Annotated in this window: 25 protein-coding genes, 1 pseudogene and 2 riboswitches; of the genes and pseudogenes, 10 read left to right on the top strand and 16 right to left on the bottom strand. The window is 34.7% G+C overall.

All coding sequences use genetic code 11. From position 1 onward, the window contains the following. Window positions 1–243: 243 nt before the first annotated feature. The 3 genes from D8M03_RS03355 to recX are packed head-to-tail and all read right to left on the bottom strand — an operon-like array spanning window position 244 to window position 1,651. Window positions 244–519: a YfhJ family protein gene (locus tag D8M03_RS03355; RefSeq protein ID WP_121213257.1), complete on the bottom strand. Its 276-nt coding sequence runs from the start codon at window positions 517–519 to the stop codon at window positions 244–246. Then, a complete protein-coding gene (locus D8M03_RS03350) occupies window positions 520–849 on the bottom strand; it encodes a YfhH family protein (RefSeq protein WP_121213256.1) in 330 nt (109 codons plus the stop codon). Continuing rightward, on the bottom strand, window positions 842–1,651 hold the full coding sequence (recX, locus tag D8M03_RS03345; protein ID WP_121213255.1) for a recombination regulator RecX: 810 nt from the start codon (window positions 1,649–1,651) through the stop codon (window positions 842–844). The genes D8M03_RS03350 and recX overlap by 8 nt, the downstream gene beginning before the upstream one ends. A 141-nt stretch (window positions 1,652–1,792) precedes the next feature. Between recX and pdaA the strand changes: the two genes are divergently transcribed. Continuing rightward, window positions 1,793–2,584 (top strand): delta-lactam-biosynthetic de-N-acetylase, encoded by a 792-nt coding sequence (gene pdaA / locus D8M03_RS03340; RefSeq protein WP_121213254.1) that lies wholly within the window; start codon window positions 1,793–1,795, stop codon window positions 2,582–2,584. A 142-nt stretch (window positions 2,585–2,726) separates the two neighbouring features. Here the strand turns inward: pdaA and ribH are convergent, their stop codons facing one another. The 3 genes and pseudogenes from ribH to ribE all read right to left on the bottom strand — a co-directional run bounded on the left by ribH (window position 2,727) and on the right by ribE (window position 4,479). Beyond that, the gene (gene ribH, locus D8M03_RS03335; RefSeq protein WP_121213253.1) at window positions 2,727–3,194 is read right to left on the bottom strand and encodes a 6,7-dimethyl-8-ribityllumazine synthase; all 468 of its coding nucleotides are present in this window, start codon (window positions 3,192–3,194) and stop codon (window positions 2,727–2,729) included. A gap of 6 nt (window positions 3,195–3,200) precedes the next feature. Beyond that, a pseudogene (gene ribB, locus D8M03_RS03330) lies at window positions 3,201–3,821 on the bottom strand (3,4-dihydroxy-2-butanone-4-phosphate synthase); the annotation flags it as partial. A gap of 19 nt (window positions 3,822–3,840) precedes the next feature. Further along, window positions 3,841–4,479, bottom strand: a complete 639-nt coding sequence (ribE, locus tag D8M03_RS03325; protein WP_121213251.1) for a riboflavin synthase — start codon at window positions 4,477–4,479, stop codon at window positions 3,841–3,843. Window positions 4,480–4,664: 185 nt separating this feature from the next. Continuing rightward, a riboswitch (FMN riboswitch) is annotated at window positions 4,665–4,795 on the bottom strand. 122 nt (window positions 4,796–4,917) lie between these two features. After that, window positions 4,918–5,048: riboswitch (FMN riboswitch) on the bottom strand. 196 nt (window positions 5,049–5,244) lie between these two features. On the opposite strand from ribE, the gene rlmD reads away from it, so the two are divergent. Continuing rightward, on the top strand, window positions 5,245–6,618 hold the full coding sequence (gene rlmD / locus D8M03_RS03320) for a 23S rRNA (uracil(1939)-C(5))-methyltransferase RlmD (RefSeq protein ID WP_414674142.1): 1,374 nt from the start codon (window positions 5,245–5,247) through the stop codon (window positions 6,616–6,618). 17 nt (window positions 6,619–6,635) lie between these two features. Here the strand turns inward: rlmD and D8M03_RS03315 are convergent, their stop codons facing one another. After that, on the bottom strand, window positions 6,636–7,643 hold the full coding sequence (locus D8M03_RS03315) for a TDT family transporter (RefSeq protein WP_121213249.1): 1,008 nt from the start codon (window positions 7,641–7,643) through the stop codon (window positions 6,636–6,638). A 296-nt stretch (window positions 7,644–7,939) separates the two neighbouring features. On the opposite strand from D8M03_RS03315, the gene D8M03_RS03310 reads away from it, so the two are divergent. Together D8M03_RS03310 and nspC are read left to right on the top strand one after the other, a co-directional pair. Next, window positions 7,940–9,163, top strand: a complete 1,224-nt coding sequence (locus D8M03_RS03310; protein WP_121213248.1) for a saccharopine dehydrogenase family protein — start codon at window positions 7,940–7,942, stop codon at window positions 9,161–9,163. Then, on the top strand, window positions 9,164–10,303 hold the full coding sequence (gene nspC / locus D8M03_RS03305) for a carboxynorspermidine decarboxylase (protein WP_121213247.1): 1,140 nt from the start codon (window positions 9,164–9,166) through the stop codon (window positions 10,301–10,303). It begins immediately after the preceding gene. 87 nt (window positions 10,304–10,390) lie between these two features. Here the strand turns inward: nspC and D8M03_RS03300 are convergent, their stop codons facing one another. Continuing rightward, on the bottom strand, window positions 10,391–11,566 hold the full coding sequence (locus D8M03_RS03300) for an MFS transporter (protein ID WP_121213246.1): 1,176 nt from the start codon (window positions 11,564–11,566) through the stop codon (window positions 10,391–10,393). Window positions 11,567–11,942: 376 nt separating this feature from the next. On the opposite strand from D8M03_RS03300, the gene D8M03_RS03295 reads away from it, so the two are divergent. From D8M03_RS03295 to D8M03_RS03285, 3 genes are all read left to right on the top strand, one after another. After that, entirely contained in the window at window positions 11,943–12,140 is a 198-nt protein-coding gene (locus D8M03_RS03295) for an SE1561 family protein (RefSeq protein WP_121213245.1), read from the top strand. 175 nt (window positions 12,141–12,315) lie between these two features. Further along, window positions 12,316–13,866, top strand: a complete 1,551-nt coding sequence (locus D8M03_RS03290) for a fumarate hydratase (RefSeq protein WP_121213244.1) — start codon at window positions 12,316–12,318, stop codon at window positions 13,864–13,866. Between the two features lie 610 nt (window positions 13,867–14,476). After that, complete coding sequence (locus tag D8M03_RS03285; RefSeq protein WP_121213243.1) at window positions 14,477–16,375, top strand: heavy metal translocating P-type ATPase; 1,899 nt, start codon at window positions 14,477–14,479, stop codon at window positions 16,373–16,375. Window positions 16,376–16,394: 19 nt separating this feature from the next. On the opposite strand, the gene D8M03_RS03280 is transcribed toward D8M03_RS03285, so the two are convergent. Then, the gene (locus tag D8M03_RS03280; RefSeq protein WP_245987440.1) at window positions 16,395–17,351 is read right to left on the bottom strand and encodes a YihY/virulence factor BrkB family protein; all 957 of its coding nucleotides are present in this window, start codon (window positions 17,349–17,351) and stop codon (window positions 16,395–16,397) included. A gap of 15 nt (window positions 17,352–17,366) precedes the next feature. Then, on the bottom strand, window positions 17,367–17,696 hold the full coding sequence (locus D8M03_RS03275; protein WP_121213242.1) for a YtxH domain-containing protein: 330 nt from the start codon (window positions 17,694–17,696) through the stop codon (window positions 17,367–17,369). Window positions 17,697–17,880: 184 nt separating this feature from the next. Between D8M03_RS03275 and D8M03_RS03270 the strand changes: the two genes are divergently transcribed. Beyond that, window positions 17,881–18,102 carry a DUF1128 domain-containing protein gene (locus D8M03_RS03270; protein WP_121213241.1) on the top strand — a complete coding sequence of 74 codons (222 nt, stop codon included), beginning with the start codon at window positions 17,881–17,883 and terminating at the stop codon, window positions 18,100–18,102. 147 nt (window positions 18,103–18,249) lie between these two features. Here D8M03_RS03270 and D8M03_RS03265 read toward each other — a convergent pair whose 3' ends face one another. The 4 genes from D8M03_RS03265 to motA all read right to left on the bottom strand — a co-directional run bounded on the left by D8M03_RS03265 (window position 18,250) and on the right by motA (window position 21,894). After that, window positions 18,250–19,164 (bottom strand): pseudouridine-5'-phosphate glycosidase, encoded by a 915-nt coding sequence (locus tag D8M03_RS03265; protein WP_121213240.1) that lies wholly within the window; start codon window positions 19,162–19,164, stop codon window positions 18,250–18,252. Then, window positions 19,164–20,252, bottom strand: coding sequence for a carbohydrate kinase (locus D8M03_RS03260; protein ID WP_121213239.1), 1,089 nt, complete (start codon window positions 20,250–20,252; stop codon window positions 19,164–19,166). The genes D8M03_RS03265 and D8M03_RS03260 overlap by 1 nt, the downstream gene beginning before the upstream one ends. 99 nt (window positions 20,253–20,351) lie before the next feature. Continuing rightward, the gene (gene motB, locus D8M03_RS03255) at window positions 20,352–21,107 is read right to left on the bottom strand and encodes a flagellar motor protein MotB (RefSeq protein ID WP_121213238.1); all 756 of its coding nucleotides are present in this window, start codon (window positions 21,105–21,107) and stop codon (window positions 20,352–20,354) included. Continuing rightward, window positions 21,091–21,894: a flagellar motor stator protein MotA gene (motA, locus tag D8M03_RS03250; protein WP_121213237.1), complete on the bottom strand. Its 804-nt coding sequence runs from the start codon at window positions 21,892–21,894 to the stop codon at window positions 21,091–21,093. Before motA ends, motB begins: the two co-directional genes overlap by 17 nt. Before the next feature lie 306 nt (window positions 21,895–22,200). Here motA and D8M03_RS17625 point away from each other — a divergent pair, with 306 nt between their 5' ends. Next, window positions 22,201–22,341 (top strand): hypothetical protein, encoded by a 141-nt coding sequence (locus D8M03_RS17625; RefSeq protein WP_170148372.1) that lies wholly within the window; start codon window positions 22,201–22,203, stop codon window positions 22,339–22,341. A 102-nt stretch (window positions 22,342–22,443) separates the two neighbouring features. After that, a complete protein-coding gene (locus D8M03_RS03245) occupies window positions 22,444–23,034 on the top strand; it encodes a beta-class carbonic anhydrase (RefSeq protein ID WP_121213236.1) in 591 nt (196 codons plus the stop codon). A gap of 42 nt (window positions 23,035–23,076) precedes the next feature. On the opposite strand, the gene D8M03_RS03240 is transcribed toward D8M03_RS03245, so the two are convergent. Both D8M03_RS03240 and D8M03_RS03235 read right to left on the bottom strand, forming a co-directional pair. Beyond that, window positions 23,077–23,676: a GNAT family N-acetyltransferase gene (locus tag D8M03_RS03240; protein ID WP_211330856.1), complete on the bottom strand. Its 600-nt coding sequence runs from the start codon at window positions 23,674–23,676 to the stop codon at window positions 23,077–23,079. A gap of 95 nt (window positions 23,677–23,771) precedes the next feature. Next, window positions 23,772–24,524, bottom strand: a complete 753-nt coding sequence (locus tag D8M03_RS03235; RefSeq protein WP_121213235.1) for a polyphosphate kinase 2 family protein — start codon at window positions 24,522–24,524, stop codon at window positions 23,772–23,774. Between the last annotated feature and the right edge of the window lie 69 nt (window positions 24,525–24,593).

Genomic DNA, 24,593 nt, shown 5'->3' with positions numbered 1-24,593 from the left:
GCAAATTTCGCCTTCATCAGAGGTATGAATACCATTTTGAACGATTTTCAACACAGTTTTCGTCTTCATCATCGGTATGAATACCATTTTGAACTATTTCCAACCCAGTTTTTGTCTTCATTAACGGTATGAATACCAATTTGTGCGATTTCCGGCTCCGTTTTCGTCTTCATCATCGGTATGAATACCATTTTGAACGTTTAACAGCTCTGTTTTCCTCTTCATTACGAGTTATCCAAAGTCTTAATGCAAAGACTTATCATCATCTTCTAAAAAATGAGCATACTTAGGATTTCTACTTACAAACTCATGGATTTTATCTCCATAGCTTTCTATCCATTGTTTAATAATACGCTCTGTATATTCAGCTCCGCGATAATCGTAGCCGGCTTTAGCATAAGTTGACTCAAAATCCGACCAAAGAAGTTCTACCCAAGTACGTGCTTTATTTACAGATAAATTTGGGTTTCTGCCGGCCAATTCTTGAGTTAAGCGATCGATTATTTCATTTACAGCCATTTATTTCCCTACCTTCATCGGTGCTAATATTGAGATGGGTAATGCCTCTTCATAGCGTTCCCCACCTAAACGGTAACCCCATGCAAAACGTCCTTTTAAATATTCTACTTTAAAGAACTCTCCTGGTGCCCCATTTATGCGATACATTTCACCTGGCACAATTGTTTTCGGATCAATTAAATACGCCTCTGCCATTAATGCTTTACGTTCATAAACTGCATATTCATTCACAATTCCAAGTTGTTCAGCTTTTCTTGCCTTTTCTCGAAGCTTTCTAATTTCGTCTTGTAGTTCTTGCTCCGTCATTTCTGCATAGCTTTTTTCATTCATCGTTTTCTGTCTCCTTTTGATCAATAAATTGTTCAATTGCTTCTATCGGAAAGCCTTTTTGATAAAGGGCTTGTTTTACTTTCATGTATAGCTCACTTCCAGAAAATTTAGCACTATATTTCCTCCAAATTTTATCACCTTGAAGCTCAATCATTTGTTGCCACTCATCATCTTCTCGCTCAATTTGAATTTGGTCAAGTATTTCGTTCAATACTGAATAGGAATAACCTTTCCGGAGCAATACATCCTGCACTTTTTGTTTGATTTGCATCGGTGTTTTTTTGTTATATGCCCGTACTGTTTTTTCAGCTAAATCCATGGCTATTTTCACTTGTTCTTCATATGTAAAAGAGTCTAATACTTTCTTTTGGGTTTCTTTATCGATTCCCTTTTTAATTAAATCTTGTTTAATTGCGCGAGGACCTTTTTTTGCTGTTTTTTTCCTCGTTTCAAGTAACGCTTTTGAATAGGTTTCATCATTTAATAATCCGATTTTTTCAAGCTTACGAATGGCTTCTAAAACAACGGATTCCCCAAATCCTGCATCTAACAGTTTTTTCTTTACCTCATATTCACTGCGCATTTGGAAACTTAAATATTGAATAGCACGATTAAACGCTTTTGCAATTTCATCTTCATAATTAATTTCATCAATATCAAATGGTTCGAGTATTTTTCCTTTTGTTAATCCAAACTTAATTAATGTAGACTCGTCCACAGCAAATGCGTATTTTTCATCTAAATAAATATTATAACGTTCTGGATTGTTTTTTTGACGGGTTATTTTTGAAATAACTGGCATAGGAACACTCCTTCTACAGTTAGTATACACGTATTATTTCATTTTTGATGGGATTTTCACATTATGGTGACTTAGATAAAGAAATTCGCATAATGCAATTAATTTCGCACAACATAACACAAAAGGAGGCAATAAGTAGTTATGGGAAAACGTCATATTTTCGGCTTTGCCATATGTGTCATTGTCGCTACACTCGTATTTTCATTTATAAAACCTGAAATCGCCAGCGCCAACTCTTATCATTGGGGCTTTACTAAATCAAAAGACGGAATGCCAGCAGATGCAGGGGCAAAATTTGAAACAATATTGAAAGAACACGGTGCTTTTTATCGAGGAAATCCAAATAAAAAGGTAATTTATTTAACTTTCGATAATGGTTTTGAAAACGGCTATACGGAAGGCATTTTAGATACTCTCAAAAAAGAAAAAGTGCCAGCAACCTTCTTTTTAACAGGACATTACTTAACAAGTGCATCGGATTTAGTAAAAAGAATGATAAAAGAAGGACATATAATAGGAAACCATTCTTACGGACATCCCGATATGTCTAAATTATCTGATGAAGAACTTGTGAAGGAATGGAAAAAGTTTGATGAAAAACTAAAAGAGGTCGCTGGAATTGAACGTACATATTACGTTCGCCCACCAAAGGGAATTTTCAGTGAACGCGATCTCAGAGTAGGTAATGAGCATGGCTATACGCACATTTTCTGGGATACTGCATTTGTTGACTGGCACGCTGATTCAACTGTTGGTTGGGAGTATGCTTATGATGAGTTAATGACACAACTACATCCTGGAGCAGTCATTCTATTGCATACCGTAGCAAAACATAATGCAGATGCTCTACCTAAATTCATTGAAGATGCAAAAAAAGAAGGCTATACTTTTGGAACATTAGATGATTTAGTAATGGAAAATTTAACTGAATAATTGGCTGTCTGAAAAGACTTTTGAGACAGCCAATGTGCGCCGAGGATGGTGGCATCATGATGCGACCACCGCAGAAGCAATACTTACTAAAATATCTTTATCGAGAAGAAGAGGTGTCCAAATTTTTGGACACCTCGCTTTTTTATTTAAACATTCTATTTAAATTCGCCATTTCAATAGCTGAAACTGCTGAGTCATATCCTTTGTTTCCAGCTTTTGTACCAGCACGTTCGATAGCCTGCTCAATATTTTCAGTCGTCACAATTCCAAAAATCACTGGAACATCTGTATCTAATGAAACTTTTGCAATTCCTTTTGCTGCTTCGTTACATACATAATCATAGTGAGTAGTTGAGCCACGGATAACTGTACCTAGGCCAATTACTGCATCATAATTCCCCGTTTTCACCATTTGTTTTGAGATAAATGGTACTTCAAAGGCGCCTGGAACCCAAGCGATATCAATATTTTCTTCCTTTACTCCATGACGTTTTAGGCCATCAAGAGCACCGTCTAATAATTTTGAAGTGATAAATTCGTTGAATCGACCTACTGCAATACCTATTTTTAAATCTGTACCTATTAATTGTGCTTCAAAAATTTTCCCCATTTGCTATTCTCCTTTTACCATCATCAATTTTTTTGTACGAAAGCGAACTAAATCTTCTATTGAAATGATTTTTAAATCATGTTCTTTTGCAAATTTTTCCAAACCATCTAAACGTAGCATTGTTCCGTCATCGCCCATAATTTCGCATATTACACCTGCAGGGCTAGACCCACATAAAGTAGCTAAGTCTACAGCTGCCTCTGTGTGCCCTCTTCTTTCCAATACCCCATTGTCTTTAGCAACGAGCGGAAACACATGGCCCGGTCTTCTAAAGTGGCCTGGTTTTGCATTTTCATTAATGATTTGTAAAATCGTGAAGGAACGTTCATATGCACTAATCCCTGTCGTTGTTTCAATATGGTCCACACTAACAGTAAATGCTGTTTGGTGATTGTCCGTGTTATTTTCAACCATTGCATTAAATTGTAGTTTTTCTGCAAGTTGTCTTGTAATTGGCGTACAAATTAAACCTCGTCCATATGTAGCCATAAAGTTAATATTTTCAGGAGTTGCAAATTCCGCTAATATCACTAAATCGCCTTCATTTTCACGATTTTCATCATCTACAACAATAATGTTTTTTCCTACTTTTAAATCCTCTAATGCTTCTTCTATTGTGTTTAACATTTGTACCACCACCTTAAATTTAAAAACCGTTTTGACGTAAAAAGTCTAAGGTTATATTTGATTTATCTTCAGTTTTTCTTAAATGGTGCATAACATACTTTCCTAGCATATCTGTTTCTATATTGACCTGATCGCCTACACTTTTTATCCCCAAAATTGTTTCACTATAAGTATGCGGAATAAGTGATACCGTTACACTCTGTTCGCTCACCTTAAATATAGTTAAACTTGTTCCATCAATGGTAATGGAACCTTTCGGAATACAATTTTCTGCTAATTCTTTAGGAATTTCGATTTCAATGTAAACTGCATTTGACACAGGTTTTTTACTTCGAATCGTTCCAACTCCGTCAACATGACCAGAAACAAAATGACCACCAAAACGTCCACCTGCACTCATTGCTCGTTCCAAGTTAACATAATCTCCTAATTTCAGGGTATGAATCGTTGTGGCTTTAACAGTTTCAGGCATTACATCTACAGTCATTTGCTCATCGGTAAAATGAGTAATTGTAAGACAAACACCATTCACTGCAATACTGTCACCTAAATTCGCATCAGTAAGAATTTTTTTCGTAGCAATTGTTAGCTGCATACTTTTTTCATCTTTTTGAATTGCTGTGACTCGTCCTCGGTCTTCGATAATTCCTGTAAACATTAACTCACCTCTTTTTAAATAAATTAAAAAACCCCTAAAGAAAGGAATCCTTAGGAGTTGGGAGTGTTGTTCTATGCGTCAGATTTCGTCTATATACACAACATAATTTTTTACGAAATCATATAACTAACCTATTTTAGGTATAGTTAAATAAGCCTTTCGAAAATCAATTTTTCAAAAAGCGCCACATCCTTCTCCCATCCAGACTATACTGTCGGCTTTGGACTCACACCAAATCCTGCTAATAATTAGCTCACGGGCTTAGAATTTCTTCATCACCGTCGATTGGGAATTTCACCCGACCCCGAAGGATAAAACGAATATATTTAGTTTGGTTAAATTAAATAAAAAAATCCCGAAAAAGGTCCGGGATTAACTAGAAATGTAAAATGGCAATACTAAATAAGACCATTAAAAATCATTATTTTAATAGCATTTTACATCCTTCTCCCATCCAGACTATACTGTCGGCTTTGGATTCGCACCAAATCCTGCTAATAATTAGCTCACGGGCTTAGAATTTCTTCATCACCGTCGATTGGGAATTTCACCCGACCCCGAAGGATAAAATTATTTAATTTGAATTAAACATATCATGAATTTTCAAAATAAACCACAAAAAAATTCTTTTAATTCGATTATTCATATTAATGAACATCATTATACAAAGCAAAATATCTCCACTTGCTTTACATAAACTCTCAGCTATAATGATTAAATGAACTTATTAAAGGACGTGAACGCGATTTGAGCGAAAAAGTTTTAATGGAAGTAGGACAAAAATTTCCGTTAACGATTAAACGATTAGGGATAAATGGTGAAGGGGTTGGGTTTTACAAACGCAATGTTGTCTTTGTAAAAGGTGCCTTACCTGGTGAAGAAGTAACGGTGAAAGTTTCGAAAGTACAACGCAATTTTGCTGAGGCTGAAATTTTAAAAATCCGTAAACCTTCTAAGGATCGCCAAGAACCATTGTGTGCAATTTATGATGAATGTGGTGGATGTCAGCTACAGCATTTATCCTACACTGGGCAGTTAAAAGAAAAACGAGATATGGTTGTACAAGCATTAGAAAAATATGTAAAGCCATTAGCTGAAACGGTAGAAGTTCGTTCAACGTTAGGAATGGACAACCCTTGGCACTATCGAAACAAAAGTAGTTTCCAAGTACGCAAAGAAGGTAAACGTGTTTACGCAGGATTATTTACTGAGGGGACAAATAAATTATTAAATATTAATGATTGTGCTGTTCAACATCCGTTAACATCAAAAATTACCGTTGCTACACGTAAAATATTACAAAAACTAAATATCACAATATATGATGGAAAAACTTTAGACGGTTTAGTAAGAACAATCGTTGTACGAACTGGAATCAAAACAGGCGAAACTCAAGTATGTTTAGTCACAACGAGAAAAGACCTTCCACATAAACAAGAACTGATTGAACGTATGCTAAAGATTGATCCAAGTATTGTTTCTATTACTCAAAATATAAACAGAGAGAAAACCTCCCTTATTTTTGGTGATGAAACAATTGTTTTACATGGTAAAGAAACAATCCACGAAGAATTAGGGGAACTTGCATTTGATTTATCTTCCCGCGCTTTCTTCCAACTAAATCCTGAGCAAACGGTTCATTTATATGACGAAATTAAAAAAGCTGCTAACTTAACTGGAAAAGAAAAAGTTGTAGATGCTTATTGCGGTGTTGGTACTATTGGGTTATGGCTAGCCCCTCATGCAAAAGAAGTTCGAGGCATGGATGTTGTACCTGAAAGTGTAGATGATGCAAAGAAAAATGCAAGAAACCATGGATTTAAGCATGCTCGCTACTATACAGGAACTGCCGAAGAATGGCTTGCAAAATGGCGAAAAGAAGGCTTTATTCCTGATGTGATTACTGTCGACCCACCACGTACTGGCTTAGCACCAAGTTTTATTAAAACCGTAATGAAAATTCAACCAAAACGATTTGTATATACTTCTTGTAACCCTTCAACTTTCGCCAAGGATTTACAAGAACTCACAAAAATCTACAAGGTGGAATATATTCAACCTGTTGATATGTTCCCACAAACAGCAAGGGTAGAAATTGTAGCGAAGTTGACGTTGAAAAATAACAGAGATCTTCTATAATAAGATGATCTCTGTTTTTATTTTTGGATTCTAAAACTATTTATCAATAGTAATAGTTCAATTATTAATAACGCAAATACAACCCATCCTAGAGAAATTATAAAGCTTTGCTGAAATAAAAGGGGGTGTACTTCAGAAAAACGATTCACTAAATTAAAAGTAAAATAATACAGCATCCCAAAGGTAAAGTTTCGTGCCCATTGCGTTATATGATACGTAAATATCCCTTGTTTTAAGCCATACTCTTTTATTCTTTTGATACCTCTAATAATTTCTATTGTCTCCACAACGATAAACAAACTAAACGCCAAGTACCAAACAATCATTAACGTTTGAATTGGAAATATACCAGATTGAGTCATTGCTAAACCTGTAATGGAAAGTGCACCGTGTATAATGCAATCGGTATTTTTCCACTCGTGTATTGAATAGTTCGAGTTAAACCGAATAAATAGTAATCCTAGAGAAAACAGATAGAAGACACTTCCAATACAAATGATATAAACAATAATATAACTATTTATATTTTGGTAATAGTTCAGTAAAAGCAAAGCAATGGATTGTGTACTAACTGTTGAAAGTAAAATTGCCCCATGCACTTCTTTAGTTGCTTGTTTTTTAATAATCTTTTTAAATTGAAACGTACAAAATATAATAAAAATTCCCCAACTTAATACATTCATCCATATTAAGAAAGGCACAACGAAATACAATTCAGGCATATGCTTTATCATTAATATGCAAGTAACCGATGTCCCGGCAATCCATGTACCCGCAGCAAAACTTTTAATAGGGGAATGAACAAGATTGCGACGATATTCTTTGTTTAACAAAGACTTAAGAAATTGTCCAAGTAACACTAGCCAAATCGGAACTTGCATAATAATCAAATACTGCCCCACATTGTTTTCTATTAAAGGAAACTGGTGAAGTGCACCTAATAAAAAAATCCCCACTGCCATAATAATAGACCCAGCAGCAACATCAATTGTTCTACGTGATAGTATATTTATTTGTCTTTTCATCAACATTAGATCTCCCACAAAGTTGTGTCTCTTTCATCTCTATTTTAATAAGGTTTATCCTTTAAATATTTCATGAATGATAAATATTTTTAATCTTTCTGTGAACTCTATATAATGATAAATTGTGATAGAAATTAAACACTTAAATAATTTCTATTTTTAACAAAAATTTTGTCGAAAATGGATTGATACCGGAAATATATTTCTGTATAATCTGTTTTATTGTTTACAATACAAATGCCTGCGGGGACTAGGAATCCCGTTGATTCAGGCTAATTCTAGGGGGTTATAAAGAATTGGGTAAAGCATTGATTATTGGAGCTGGCGGAGTAGCTAGCGTTGTCGTACACAAATGTGTGCAAAACTCGGAAGTATTCGAAGAAATTATGATCGCAAGTCGAACAAAATCAAAATGTGATGCTTTAAAAGAAAAATTAGACGGCGGTAAAACAATTATTCACACTGCACAAGTAGATGCGGATAATGTCGAAGAACTTGTTGAATTAATCAATGGTTTTAAACCAGATGTGGTAATTAACGTTGCTTTACCATATCAAGACTTAACTATTATGGACGCATGTTTAGAGACAGGTGTGCACTATGTAGATACAGCAAACTACGAGCCACCTGAAACGGCTAAATTTGAATATAAATGGCAATGGGCTTATAAAGAAAAGTTTGAAAAAGCTGGTCTTACAGCTCTTTTAGGTAGTGGATTTGACCCAGGTGTAACAGGTGTATTCTCTGCTTACGCGTTAAAACATCATTTTGATGAAATTCACTATATCGATATTTTAGATGCGAACGCTGGTGACCACGGTTATCCATTCGCTACAAACTTCAACCCAGAAATCAACATTCGCGAAATTACTGCAAATGGTCGTTACTGGAAAGAAGGCGAGTGGGTTGAAACTGAACCACTAGAATTCAAAGAAGTATACAACTTCCCAGAAATCGGACCTAAAGATATGTATCTTCTATATCATGAAGAATTAGAATCTTTAGCGAAAAACATTAAGGGTATTAAACAAATTCGCTTCTGGATGACATTCTCTGAAAAGTACTTAACTCATTTACGTGTACTTGAAAACGTTGGCATGACATCAATTGAACCAATCGAATTTGAAGGCCAAATGATTCAACCACTTCAATTCTTAAAAGCTGTTTTACCAGATCCAGCTTCACTTGGACCACGCACAAAAGGTAAAACAAATATCGGATGTATTTTCCGTGGAATTAAAAATGGTAAAGAAAAAACTTACTATGTTTATAACGTATGTGACCATGAAGAGTGTTACCGCGAAGTTGGTTCACAAGCAATTTCATATACAACAGGTGTACCAGCAATGATTGGTGCAATGCTTGTTATGAACGGTGAGTGGCAAAAACCAGGTGTATGGAATGTAGAAGAATTCGATCCAGATCCATTCATGGAAGCATTAAATAAATGGGGTCTTCCATGGCAAGAAAGCTTAAATCCTGAACTTGTTGACCTTGAACTAGAAAAAGAGGCAAAGTAAATGAAGACAATTGATTGGAATCAAGCGCCGTCACCTAGCTATGTGGTGGACGAGCGTTTGCTAAAGCGCAACTTAGAAATACTGAAATCTGTTCAAGACCGTACTGGCTGCGATATTTTATTAGCACTTAAAGGTTTCTCGATGTTTTCGACTTTCCCAATGGTGCGTCAATATTTAAAAGGGATTACATCAAGTTCTTTATTTGAAGCTCGCCTCGGGTATGAAGAGTTTGGTAAAGAAGTTCATGCATATGCTCCAGCCTATGCAGAACATGAAATTGATGAATATTTAAAATATGTCGATCATATCGTTTTTAATTCTTTTGACCAGTTAAATAAGTACAAAGAAAAAGTACAAAGTTTAGATAAGCACGTTTCCATTGGTTTACGTGTAAATCCAGGATATTCTGAAGTTGAAACTGAGCTATATGATCCATGTGCACTAAATTCACGCTTAGGAATTCCATTTGAATCTTTCCGTCCTGATGAATTAGACGGTGTAGAAGGAATTCACTTCCATGCGATGTGTGAACAAAACTCTGATGTGTTAGAACGCATCATCCCTCATTTTGAGGAGAAATACGGTCCTTATTTACATCAAATGAAATGGGTAAACTTTGGTGGAGGTCACCATATTACTCGTCCTGATTATGATGTGGACAAACTTGTGAATATCATTAACTACATTAAAGAGAAATATGATGTTCATGTTATTTTAGAGCCAGGTGAAGCAATTGCTTTAAATACTGGATACTTAGTTACTACAGTTCTTGATGTTGTGAAAAACGGCATGGAAATTGCTATTTTAGATACTTCTGCAACATGTCATATGCCAGACGTATTAGAAATGCCATACCGTCCACAAATCATCGGAGCAAGTACGCCAAACGATAAATCATACACATATCGCCTAGGTGGTATGACATGTCTAGCTGGTGATGTTATTGGGGATTATTCCTTTGATCAACCATTAAAAGCTGGCGACAAAGTAGTTTTCACTGACATGGCTCACTATACAATGGTAAAAAACCACATGTTCAATGGTGTGAACTTACCAAGTATTTGTCTATTCAATGAAGAAGAAGGCGTAAAAGTCGTTCGTCAATTCGGATACGAAGACTACCGGAATAGATTGTCTTAATTATGTACCCGGTACACAAACAATTCTGACAATTTAATACAATTTAAAAGCTTTGCATGAAAATTTCGTGCAAAGCTTTTTTTATTACTATTCAGCTTCTAATCTCTTATTTCCAAATAAGAAAATAATAAAGAAAATAATAAATAGCATGATTGAAATAAACAGTAAGAAACTCACTGTCTCAACTAATTGTAAATACAATCCGCCGATAAATGGACCGAATAAACTTCCTAAACTAAAGAATATTCCACATAGTAAGTTACCTGTTGGCAATAATTCTTGTGGAGTTAAATCAGCCATGTATGTAATTCCCAAGGAAAATAATGATCCAAGGAACATACCCGAAACTAAAAATGTACCCAAAACAAAAATTTCAGAATTCTCTAGTTGACTACCAATAGCAAACAGTATTGCCCCAACCAACATGCCAATTAGAATTACTTTCCGTCTACCAATCTTGTCACCTAACATACCTATTGGAATTTGAGTTAGAATTGCCCCGATTGAAAAGGAGGCTAAAATGATTGATACCATTGATACATCAATTTCTTTACGAAGTGCATACACAGGAAATAGTGCATTTAATGATGTCTCTAAGATGCCATATACAAAAGGTGGTAAAAATGCCACCCATGCATATTTAAAAGATAGTTTATATCTAACTAGACTATTTGTTTCTTTACCATCACCCTTTAATACTTCTGGTTTTTCATTTCGAACGAAAAATACAAATAACCAAGCAAACAAGCAAAGTGCGGAAGACACGATAAATGGTAAACTTTGAGACACTTTCACCATTGGTACCATTAACGGCCCTACTGCGAATCCAACCCCAAATGCTAATCCATAGATCGCCATACTCTTTCCTATATTGCCTTGCTTAGCAGAACTAGTTATCCATGTTTGCGTTGAATAATGCAGGCAGTGATCTCCTACACCAATTAACAAACGTAGAATAAACCAAAACATAACGTTTTGCCAAAGGGGAAACATTAATAATGCTAGAAACACCACTGCACCACCAGCAATTATGATTGGCTTATACCCAAATTTCCTTAAAGGCTGTTCGATAAACGGCGAAATTAATAAAGTCCCTATGTATAATCCTGTTGCATTTAAACCATTTAAAGTTGATGAAACTCCATCTGTCTCAAAAATTACGGAGATTAGAGGCAATAACATCCCCTGTGAAAATCCTGATATCGTCACAATAAGGACTAATATCCAAAATCTACGTTGCTCATATTTATCTGCTGTGACCATTTTATCCTCCAGCTCACCAATAATTCCGTATTATATTAACATAATGCAATAAAAATAGCTTTAAAAAATTACAACAAAAAACCCTAGTGCATCACAGATTTACACTAGGGTCTTCACATTTCAATTAACTCCATTTTCAGTTGAATAAACATTGCTTCGGCACGTAGATAGCCGAAAAATTGTTTAAACTCCCTCCTTTTCCTATTGAAGTGAGCATATCCTTTTCGACCATCTCCTTTGCTTATTTGATACTCTCAATTTATAATATTTTAAGAAGATTGTAAATATTCAGAAATAAAATATTTTATTTTTAATTAATTAATTTGAACATTGGCTATAATTTAGTTATGATGTTCATGACGAAAGAGGTGGATTCATGTCGAACTCAATTACAGATAAAAATAAACAAGTAAACTACTTAAAAGAACGTCTTCAAATTTTCGTTGAAGTTCTTGATGCAATTGATCCAGAAACAGCAGATCTTGAAGACATCGACAGATTAATAAAAATTATTGATGATGTTGAAGAGAAGATGGACCAATTCAACAATCGAAATGAGTTTACAAAAGAATAAAAATTAGGAAATCCATCTGAGAAACTACTTGAGATGGATTTTTTAAGCAATCTTATCTATTAAAATTGTAAAATCACAACATTACAAATTTCTATCACTCTTTTTTTCGCTAAAGTAAAAGAGTATAATAAAAAAGGTTAGAGAAATTTTAAGATTTTCTGGGGGGAAAATATTAATGTCACAAGTTGCAACTTCTTACTTACAAACTTTAGAGAAAAGCCTATATGATTTAATCAGTGAAACATCAACAAATTTACCAACTGATGTTCGTCGTGCAATTAAAAAAGCAAAAGAAGCTGAAAATGCTGGTACTCGTGCTGCAATGAGTTTAGACACAATTTCGAATAATATCGTAATGGCTGAAGACAATGTATCACCAATCTGTCAAGATACAGGTTTACCAACATTTAAAGTAAAAACTCCAGTAGGCGTAAATCAATTAGAAATTAAAGCTGCAATCAAAAATGCAATTGTACAAGCTTCTAAAGATGCTAAATTACGTCCAAACGCGGTAGATTCTTTAACAGGTAAAAACAGCGGAGACAACACAGGTGAAGGCTTCCCTGTTATTAAATTTGAACAATGGGAAAACGATTACATTGAAGTAAAATTAATTCTTAAAGGTGGCGGTTGTGAAAACAAAAACATCCAATACAGCTTACCTTGTGAATTAGAAGGTCTTGGCCGTGCTGGTCGTGACTTAGATGGTATCCGTAAATGTATCCTTCACTCTGTATGGCAAGCTCAAGGTCAAGGATGTTCAGCTGGTTTCATCGGAGTAGGTATCGGTGGAGACCGTTCTTCTGGATATGATCTTGCTAAAGAACAATTATTCCGTCATGTTGATGATGTAAATCCAAATGAAGATTTAGCAAAACTTGAAGCATACATTGTAGAAAAAGCAAACACATTCGGTGTTGGAACAATGGGCTTCGGTGGTGAAGCAACTTTACTAGGTTGTAAAATTGGCGTAGGTCACCGTTTACCAGCTTCATTCTTCGTTTCTGTAGCATACAACTGTTGGGCATACCGTCGTATGGCAATCGATATCGACGCTGCTACTGGCGAAATTAAAAAATGGCACTACCAAGAAGGCGAAAGAGTAACTTTCCGCGATGAGCCAAAAGAAGAAACTAAATCAGAAAATAAAGTAGTAGAATTAAGAGCACCTATTACAGAAGAACAAATTCGTGCATTAAAAGTGGGTGACGTTGTAAAAATCAGCGGCCGTATGTACACTGGTCGTGACGCAATTCACCACCACTTAATGAGCCACGATGCTCCAGTTGATTTAAATGGACAAGTAATTTACCACTGTGGTCCAGTAATGGCGAAAGACGAAAACGATAACTGGACAGTTAAAGCTGCAGGACCAACTACATCTATTCGTGAGGAGCCATACCAAGGCGATATCATGAAAAAATTCGGTATCCGCGCTGTAATCGGTAAAGGTGGTATGGGTCCAAAAACTCTTGCTGCACTTAAAGAACACGGTGGCGTTTACTTAAATGCAATCGGTGGAGCTGCACAATACTATGCAGATTGTATCAAATCTGTAGATGGTGTAGACTTAATGGAATTCGGTATTCCAGAAGCTATGTGGCACTTAACTGTTGAAGGCTTCACTGCAGTAGTAACTATGGACTCTCATGGTAACTCATTACATGCAGATGTTGAAAAATCTTCATTAGAAAAATTATCTCAGTACGCTGAGAGAGTATTCTAATTTAAAAGAGATCAATTTTATTCTTAATAGCATTCAAATTAAGTTGAGTTCATTTTATCTCTGCTGCACGAAAGGCTTTGCCTGGAGTGATAACGCTGAGCGCGTATTCTAATAAGTAAATAAATTTACTTAGAACAATAAATTACATCTCAGCTGCGCGAAAGGCTCTTCCGACAGCGATAACGCAGAGAGAGTATTCTAATTTATAAGGTTAATCCTTATTCTTAATAGAATTCAAAATTAAGTTGAGTTCATTTTATCTCAGCTGCACGAAAGGCTTTGCCTGGAGTGATAACGCTGAGCGCGTATTCTAATAAGTAAATAAATTTACTTAGAACAATAAATTTCATCTCAGCTGCGCGAAAGGCTTTGCCAAAGCGAAAACAATGAGTTTATAACCTTTTAAACCCGTAAGATTTTAAAATTCTTACGGGTTTTTTATTTTTTGATAACCATATAGTTTTTATTCATTTACAATAACAGCCTCCTATATTATAATAATTTTAATTTAATAAATGTTATATTATATTTATAAAGCAAATGAAAATCGTTATCACAACTGGATTATATGTATTATGATAGTGATATTCATTATCATAAGGAGGTTATTATGAATAGTTCTAATCGAGAAAATATTAATTTAATTGAGAAATTTAATGAACATAAAGAACTGATTGCCGCCCTTGTTTCTGGGATAATCATCTTACTAGCATGGCGATTGGAATCAACCGGTTTAAATACCGCTGCTGTACTTGCATATATCACAGCGTTTTTCATTGGTGGTTATGCAAAAGCGAAAGAAGGTATTGAAGATACAATTGAAAACAAAAACTTAAACGTTGAGTTATTAATGATATTAGCTGCAATCGGTTCTGCAATTATCGGCTACTGGACTGAAGGCGCAATTTTAATTTTTATCTTTGCTCTTAGTGGTGCTCTTGAAACTTATGCAATGAATAAAAATAAGCATGAAATTTCAAGTTTAATAAATTTACAACCTGAAGAAGCATGGCTTGTTCGTGGTGGTTTCGAACCGATGAAAGTGCCTGTATCTTCACTTACGGTTGGCGATCACCTATTAATTAAACCAGGTGAACGTATCCCTGCAGATGGTCAAATCTTTAAAGGAACTTCTTCTATTGATGAGTCTGCAATTAGTGGTGAATCAATGCCTGTAACAAAACAAATTGGCGATGATGTTTATGCGGGTACTGTTAATTTAAATGGAACACTCACAATAGAAATGACTAAACCAAATTCTGAAACAATGTTCCAAAAAATTATTACACTTATTCAATCTGCACAAAGCGAAAAATCACCTGCTCAACAATTTATTGAGAAGTTTGAAGGTACTTATGTAAAATTTGTTTTAGGTACTGTTTTGTTAATGTTATTTTTACCACATTACTTACTCGGATGGGATTGGACGACAACCTTCTATAGAGCAATGGTATTACTAGTAGTTGCTTCTCCCTGTGCACTTGTTGCTTCCATTATGCCGGCAACATTAGCTGCAATTTCAAATGGTGCACGAAACGGTGTGCTATTTAAAGGTGGTATCCATTTAGAACATTTAGCTGTGTTGAAATTGCTTGCTGTAGATAAAACAGGAACATTAACTTTCGGTACTCCTATTGTTACAGATGTCATTGTAAGAGAAGATTTAAACTTAAAGGATACAGTGGAAATACTTGCTTCCATTGAATCTCAATCAAACCACCCATTAGCTCAAGCTATTACGAAATATGCAAAAGAACTGAATGTGCAACCTATACAAGGAATTGAAATTGAGGATGTTCCAGGGTGGGGATTAAAAGCAAATGTAAATAACCAGTCATATAAAGTAGGAAAACCTGATTTCGTTGGACGTGAAGATGCATTAGCATTTGCGAATAACGCTGTGGATAAACTTGCGGATGAAGGTAAAACAGTTATTTTCATGAAAGATGATCAAGGAATTGCATTACTTGTTGCAATGAAAGACACAGTTCGTGATGAAGCAAAACAAGCTGTAAAATCATTACAAGACTTAGGTATTCATGTGGCAATGCTTACTGGTGATAATGAAAATACAGCAAAAGTCATTGCAAAAGAATCAGGTGTTAATGAATACATTGCAGAATGTTTACCTGAAACAAAAGTTAACCATATCAAACATTACTTAAAAGACTATCAATATGTTGGTATGGTTGGTGACGGTATTAACGATGCCCCTGCCCTTGCTACAGCGACTGTTGGTATCGCAATGGGCGGAGGAACAGATGTAGCTCTCGAAACTGCGGACGTTGTATTAATGAAAAATAATTTAGCTAAAATTGCATATACTGTTCGTTTATCTCGGAAAATGCAACGAATCGTTAAACAAAATGTTATTTTTTCCATTTCAGTTATTGCATTACTTATTGCTTCAAACTTCCTACAAATTGTCGACTTGCCTTTTGGTGTAATCGGACATGAAGGAAGTACGATTTTAGTAATTTTAAACGGTCTTCGTATGTTAAAATCCTAACAAAAAAAGCTTTCGCTAATTAACGATTAGCGAAGGCTTTTTTACTTTTCTTCAACTTCATTAATTTCCTCTTTTGCATTGAAGCATTTAATAACCCACCAAAAATTAATATCATTCCAGTAAAATAGAGCCAAAGCATGAGTATAATAACCCCAGCAATACTTCCATAAGTGGAAGTGAAATTTCCAAAGTTATTGACGTAATAAGAGAATGCATAAATTAATATGACCCATGAAATCGTTGAAAACAATGTTCCAGGAATTACACTGATAAAATGCAATCTTGGATCTGTATTAGGAATGACCCAATACATTAATGAAAGTACACAAAAAATTAGCGTTGGAGGAAGAAACCATCTTACATACCTCCAAAATTGAGCAAAATTTTCCTCTAGCCCTAAATAACTAAACAATGATAACCCTATATGATGGCCAAAAATTGGGATAGTTAATGCCAGTAAGATTACTATAACCAATGAAATTGTAAAAATTAACGACCAAGCTCGATTAATAATACCTGCTCTTGGTTTTGTATCGTAGGTATGATTTAATGTTTTGATTAACGCATTTACCCCTCGCGAAGCTGACCATACTGTTCCGACTAGTCCAATCCCAAGCAATCCTCCACCATTATGCGTTGTAAGGATTTCCACTAATGTACCTTGCGTTAATAAGAATACTTCAGTAGGTACAATCGTTTGAATAAAGTCAAATACATGTTCTTCATCCAAATTTAAATAAGGTAATAAAGTAACAGTAAAAATTAATAAAGGAAAAAAAGATAATAAAAAGAAGTAGGCTAATTGAGCTCCCATTCCAGATATATCAACTACTCTCATTCGCACAATTAAATCTTGTATAAACCCTTTAGTTGTCGTTACATCAATTTTGGACATATCCGGATCAATAAAAGTATTTACCTTTGATAGTACATCGTTTTGAGAGATGTTTTTCTGTTCGCGCAAAACGATACCCACTTCCCTTCCTCACTATTAATTTAGTGGTTCATCTTTTGAAAAAGCCTGTTTTGTATCATTCACAATACTTTGGATTGAGTTTGGAATTTCCTTTACTTCTTCCATCTTGTTCACAATAAGATTTACGTTTTCAGATGCCTTTTCATACAGTTCTTGAATTTCATCAACCTTTTCTTCAACTAAATGTTGTAGCTGTTCCCGATTCTTCGCATAATAAACAACAGAATCTTTTAGTTTTTTTGTGGTTTCTATTGTATGTTCTCTCGTTTTGCGATCAAACATACTTATTAATGCGCCAGTTAAAGCACCAATTACGACTGATTTTAATAATTTACTTTCACTCATCTATTTCTCCCCCTATATTTCTGGATAAAATTTCATCTCACTATCATTCTATAGAAAATTTCCTCCTTTTTAAAGTAGCGATACATTTTGGAGTTGACATAGGGTACTGGTAGTGAAATGATTAACATAGTTTATTTTTAATACGTATTTTTCTGAACATAAGAGTTTGAAAGGTGGACATAGAGTGGATTTAACAAAACCAACCCAAGAGAATGTAGTTTATATGATTGATCAAATTAAAGAAAAACTTCGCATGGTAAATGTGGATGCAATGAAGTCTGAACATTTTTCTGAAGATAGTTATGAAGATTTAGTGTACTTATACGAAATGGTGATGAAACGTGACACTTTTAGTCCAAGTGAAATGCAAGCAATCGTTTCTGAGCTAGGTGCTTTGCGTAAATAATTCTCCATAATAAGGTTTTATGGGCGGTTTAAACCTGTTTATGAGCGAATTTCTTGAATTTATGAGCGGTTTGACCAAGTTTATGAGCGGTTCCCATTTATACAAAATAAACACCCCCATTGAGCGTTATCAATGGGGGTGAAATAATTATTTATTATTATTTAATGCAATTGCAATTTCTGCACCAATTCTAGCATTATTTTTAACAAGAGCGATGTTTGCTTCTAATGATTTTCCTTCTGTTAATTCTTTAACTTTTCCAAGCATGAATGGCGTTACATCTTTTCCTTTAATACCATTTTGTTCTGCTTCTTTTAATGCTTCCTCAATGATACCGTTAATAAAGCTTGGATCCATTGCATCTTCTTCTGGAATCGGGTTCGCAATAACTGCACCACCACGTAGACCTAAATCCCATTTTGCACGCATCATATCAGCAACTTCTTGAGGAGAGTCAACGCGAATGTTTAAACCGAACTCACTTTCTCTCGTATAGAAAGCAGGTAATACATCAGTACCATAACCAACTACTGGTACACCTTTCGTTTCTAAATATTCTAATGTTAATCCAAGGTCTAAAATTGATTTCGCACCAGCACAAACTACTGCTACATTAGTATTAGCAAGTTCTTCTAAGTCTGCTGAAATATCCATTGTATGTTCAGCTCCACGGTGAACACCACCAATACCACCTGTTACAAATAGTTCGATTCCAGCTAGTTCTGCCGCAATCATTGTAGCCGCTACAGTTGTCGCTCCTAATTTTTTCGATGCTAGAAGGTAACCAAAGTCACGGCGAGATGTTTTAGCAACATTTTGAGCATTTCCGAACATTTCTAACTCTTCATCAGAAAGGCCAATTTTAATTTTTCCATCGATTAATGCAATTGTTGCAGGTACAGCACCTTTACTACGGATAATATCTTCTACCTCTCTTGCTGTTTGCACATTTTGCGGATATGGCATTCCGTGTGAAATAATAGTTGATTCTAAAGCTACGATTGGTAGTCCTTTTTCCTTCGCTTCTAGTACTTCTTTTGAATATGATAAGTATTTTTCCATTATAAATTCCTCCATTTTTCTAATTCATTAATTGATAAGTTTTCTCTAACTGTTTTATCAATTTCTAACGTTTTCGCAGAATTATAAAGTCCAAATTGTACTGCATCAAAGAAATCTTCCCCATGCAGCACACCATGTACTACCGCACTAACAAATGCGTCACCGGCACCAGTTACATCTTCAATATGAGTTACCTCATAAGCCGGGAAGCGTTTAATTTCTTTTTTATTTCCCGCAATGACTCCTTGACTACCTAAAGTGATTACTACATTTTCTGCACCTTGCTCGAGTAATCCTTTAATCGCTTTTTCATAGTCCAATTCATTTATTATCTCAGTGTTTAGGTACATTTCCGCTTCATCACGATTACAAATGAAATATGAAACTCCCTTTAAATCATTCGGCATATTTTTCATTTTCGGTGAAGAAACCGGAACGATGATAAATGGTGTATTTCTTTTTGATACTACATCTTGTAAATATATTAACGTTTCTTTTGGGCAATTTAGATCGACAATTATACATTTCGCGTTAATGATTGCCGCTTCATTTTTCATTAACAAATTTGGGAGTAAGTAATCATAAATTCCCATGTCCGCCATTGCAAGTACTAGTTCTCCATTAGAATCTAATACTGCACTATATGAACCAGTCTTTCGATCAGGTAACGTTTCGGATAAATCAAAATTAATAAACCCATTGCTAACTTGTTGTATCATATTGGCATCTTGGTCTTGTCCAAAAGTTGTAATTAGTTTTACTGTGTTACCTAGCCTACCTAAGTTTTCTGCAATATTGCGGGCAACACCGCCTACACTTTCTGTTAAGTAAGCTGGATTGGAAGTACCATATTGAACTGTCCCATCAATGTGGAATTTACGATCAACATTAGCACCACCGATTGCAATGATATCTTTTTCTTCAGGTAATACATAAGCTCTACCAATAATTTCACCTTTTTTAATAAGGCCAGAAATAATATTTGCCAAGGTTGGCCTCGACATATTTAATTGGAGTGCCATTTCGTTTTGCGATAGATATGGGTTTTTCTTAATCGTTTGAAGGACTAGCTGTTCTTTTTCATTCATCAATAATCACCTCCAACAAACATTTGTTTAAAGTATAAACTTTTGTTTGTTAAAAGTCAAAAAAAATGAGTGATTTTAGTTTCACTCATTCTTTCTTGTTTATTCTTTTGTTGTTACTTCATCTACTAGTTGCTGAATTAATACTTCAACACGACGATTTTTTGCTCGTCCTTCAGCTGTTTCATTCGAAGCGATTGGATAATATTCACCGTAACCTTTTGCACTAAAATATTTAGGATCTAGTTCAGGGTTACTTGAAACTAATAGCTCAAGTATATTTACTGCACGCATAACAGATAGTTCCCAGTTTGAAGCGAATTCGCCTCCGTTTTGTGGGACATTATCTGTATGTCCTGTTACTACAATATGCCGCGCTGGATCCATTTTTAGTAAAGAGGCTAATTCATCAGCAATCGGTATATATTCTGATTTAACATCTGCTTTACCTGGGTCAAATAAAATAGTGTCACGGATAGTGATTAATAATCCTTCATCTGTCATCGATGTTTCAAAAGTATCTTCTAATTCATTCACAGCAATAAAATTATCAACTTTGTCTTGAATATCCTTAAGCTCTCTTTGATCTTGAATATACGCTTTTTCTGCTTCAGATAATCCCGGTGTTGACGATGTTGGATTTTCCAACATTGAAGTTTGATCCATAAAACCTGAACCACCATCAAATATTTCATTAAAAACAGCGGACATTTTTGCTAATTTGACTTGATCAATTGAACTAGAGGCAAATAGTACAATAAAAAGAGCGAGTAATAGAGTCATTAAATCGGAATAAGGTAAAAGCCACGACTCATTAATATGTACATCTTCCTTTTTCTTTTTAGCTTTCTTTGCCAAGACCACCCGCCCCGCTTTCATTAAATATTTGACGGCGTTCTTCCATAGTTAAATATGAGGCTAATTTTTGCTCAATAACGCGTGGGGCTTCCCCTTCTAATACTGATAAAATACCTTCAATCATTAAATTTTTCTGTTTTACTTCTTCTGCAGACTTACGTTTTAATTTGTTTGCAAACGGATGCCAAAGAACATACCCAGTAAAAATACCAAGTAATGTAGCAACAAAGGCAGCCGTAATCGCATGACCTAGTGCGTTAATATCGTTCATATCTCTTAAAGCTGCCATAAGACCGACAACCGCACCTAATACCCCTAGTGTTGGCGCATATGTACCAGCTTGTGAAAAGATCTGAGAACCAACATTGTGACGAGCTTCCATTGCTTCAACTTCTTCTGTTAATACATCACGTATGTAATCTGCGTTTTGTCCATCAATAGCTAAAGTTAATCCATTTTTTAAGAATGGGTCTTCAACTTCTGCGGCTTTACTTTCAAGGGCTAATAATCCTTCACGACGAGCTAAATCTGCCCAAGTAGAAAACATTTTTATAATTTCTATGTCACTCGTAAGCTTTCTTTCTGTAAAAATAATTTTAAATAGACTTGGCACCCTTTTTAATTCTTTCATAGGGAAACCAATTGTTACTGAAGCGATAGTACCTAGAATAATGATTAAAAATGCTGCAGGGTTTATTAAAACTGACATATCGGCACCCTTAATAAACATTCCTAAGAATACTGCGATAATTCCGAATATGACCCCGACAATTGTAGATATATCCATATATGTACCTCCAAATTTTCTCCTACTCTTATTTTCGACAATCTACTATATTATTTAATACTTTAACGCGTATTCGACAAAATAAATTACTGTTTCTTTCCAAAAATAACATTATGATTATATTGAATCAAATATAGAGTTACATATATAATATGAACTGTAGGGAATATTATTTGAAAGTATCATAAAATATGTTTCTACTTTATATTGTCAATATTATTTATCAATTAGTCTACAATAAAAAAAATAGATATAGTATAATGGGTGTTAATGACACTTGTTTAAATTCGAAAGGAGTCTATACAGATGGGATTATTTTTAACTACAGTAATTGGCTTTTTATCACTTTTATGCCTAAGTGTGTATATGTTCATTAACTATTTACGCATGGGATTAGATTCACATTCTTCTGTTGTAATCGATCCAAAACCAACTCAAAAATTATAGAATAAAAATAAAAAATATCGACAAACTCAATTTGAGTCTTGTCGATATTTTTTGTATATAATATTATTTACTCTATAGAGAAAAAAAGGGGTAGTGAGAATAATGACATCTTCATTAGACGAAATATTAAGTTTTAACGAATCCTTCGTAAAATTCAAACAATATGAGCCATACATAACATCTAAGTTTCCAGATAAAAAAATTGTTATATTAACTTGTATGGATGCTCGATTAGTTGAGTTATTACCAAAAGCGATGAATATGCGTAATGGGGATGTAAAAATAGTAAAAAGTGCTGGTGCTCAAGTCAGTCACCCATTTGGAGCCATCATGCGTAGTTTACTTGTGGCAGTATATGAATTACAGGCAGATGAAATTTATGTTATTGGGCATCATGATTGTGGTATGAGTGCAATAGACCCTGAGAAAATGATTGAACATATGATTGAACGTGGTGTAAACGAAGATATCATCAATATTGTTAAATACTCAGGCGTTGATTTAATAGATTGGTTACACGGGTTCGGGGATGTTTCTACAAGTGTATTAAAAAGTGTCGAAATTATTCGAAAACATCCACTTATGCCAAAGTCAACACCAGTTCACGGTTTAGTAATGGACCCAAGCACTGGTAAACTTGATTTACTTACGGATGGAAATGCATTTTTATCGTCACAAAATACTGAAGAATAAGAAAAAACAGACCGGTCTCTTATTAAAAGAGCCCGGTTATTTTTATAAATATCTACAATCTTCACGTAACAATGAATATAGAAAATGATCTTCCCAAGAACCATTAATGTATAGAAGTTCTCTTAATAATCCTTCTCGAACAAAGTCTGCATTTTCTAGTACTTTGATAGAGCCATAATTTTTAGGTGATACATAGGCTTCAATACGGTGCAGCTTTACTACATTAAATCCAAATTTAACGACTTCATTTACTGCTTCTGTTGCAATTCCTTTTCTTGTATATCTTTCATCCACAGAATAACCAATAAATGCACTATTGTATGGTAGTCTTTTTATCGCATATAGAGAAATATGACCAATTAGTTTATTGCTTCCTTTTGGGTAAATGCCAAAAGAGTATTCTCTATTTGCCCGCAACAAATGCATACTTTCTAAAATTTTTTTGAACTGTGCTTCCTCTGTATAAAATTCATCTTCATGCATCGGCTCATGTGTTGCCCAAAAAATCCGATTATTTCGCATTAGCTCTGCTAAGCTACGTGCATCAGATTCCACAAAAGTTCTTAGTAACAAACGCTCCCCCTCTAGCCTTACCACTCGATCACCCTTTTTATGTAATAGATTCAAAAGTCTTTTTACCATAATAGCCCTGTGCCCTTCTAATTATTTTATAACTAGATACATTTCACTCAATTTCCCCATTGTTTACAAATTCTAGATTTTTATTCAAGTCCCTTTTATATTTCATTACCTGTATCAGAGATAGTTAAACCTCTTCTTTTCGCTTCTTTTTTAATTTGTTTAATTGTTTCTTTTAATACTTGTATGCGTGCATAATGCTTATTATTTCCAGAAACTAAAAACCATGGCGCATTTTTAGTATCCGTCATGTTAAACATGTCGTTTGCGCATTCAATATAATCATCAAACTTCTCACGATTACGCCAATCCTCATCCGTGAGTTTCCACATTTTATAAGGATTTGTCTCACGTTCTTTAAAACGATTCAGCTGCTCTTGTTCATCTACATGAATCCAAAATTTAATAATAATAAAATCATCATCCGTTAATGTTTTTTCGAAAGAATTAATCTCATCATATGCTCTCATCCATTCATCATCTGTAGCAAAACCTTCAATTCTCTCTACTAGTACACGGCCATACCAAGAACGATCAAAGATTGCTACTTGTCCACGTTGAGGCAACTTACGCCAAAAGCGGTGTAAATAATGGTATCTTTTTTCGTGGTATTGTGGTGCAGAAATTGGGTGCACAACTAATCCTCTTGGATCGAGTCTTTGGGTTAAACGCTTGATTGCCCCACCTTTACCTGCAGCATCCATTCCTTCAAATACAAGAATGAGTCCAATTTTGTTATTATATAAGAACTGCTGTATATTCAACATTTCAAATTGGAGTTTCTTTAACTTCTTTTTATATTCCTTTTTCTCGAGTGTAACATTCAAATCAATTTGTTCAATTTTTTTCATTGGTATCACTCCTATTCGTTTCTTTTATTTTACAAAAATTTGTATGTTATTGGTATTTGTTGTTGAAAA

The organism is Ureibacillus endophyticus (assembly GCF_003628435.1).
Taxonomy (GTDB): Bacteria; Bacillota; Bacilli; order Bacillales_A; family Planococcaceae; genus Ureibacillus; species Ureibacillus endophyticus.
The sequence above is the reverse complement of the archived record's forward strand: the minus strand, read 5'-3'. Positions and strand labels throughout refer to the sequence as shown.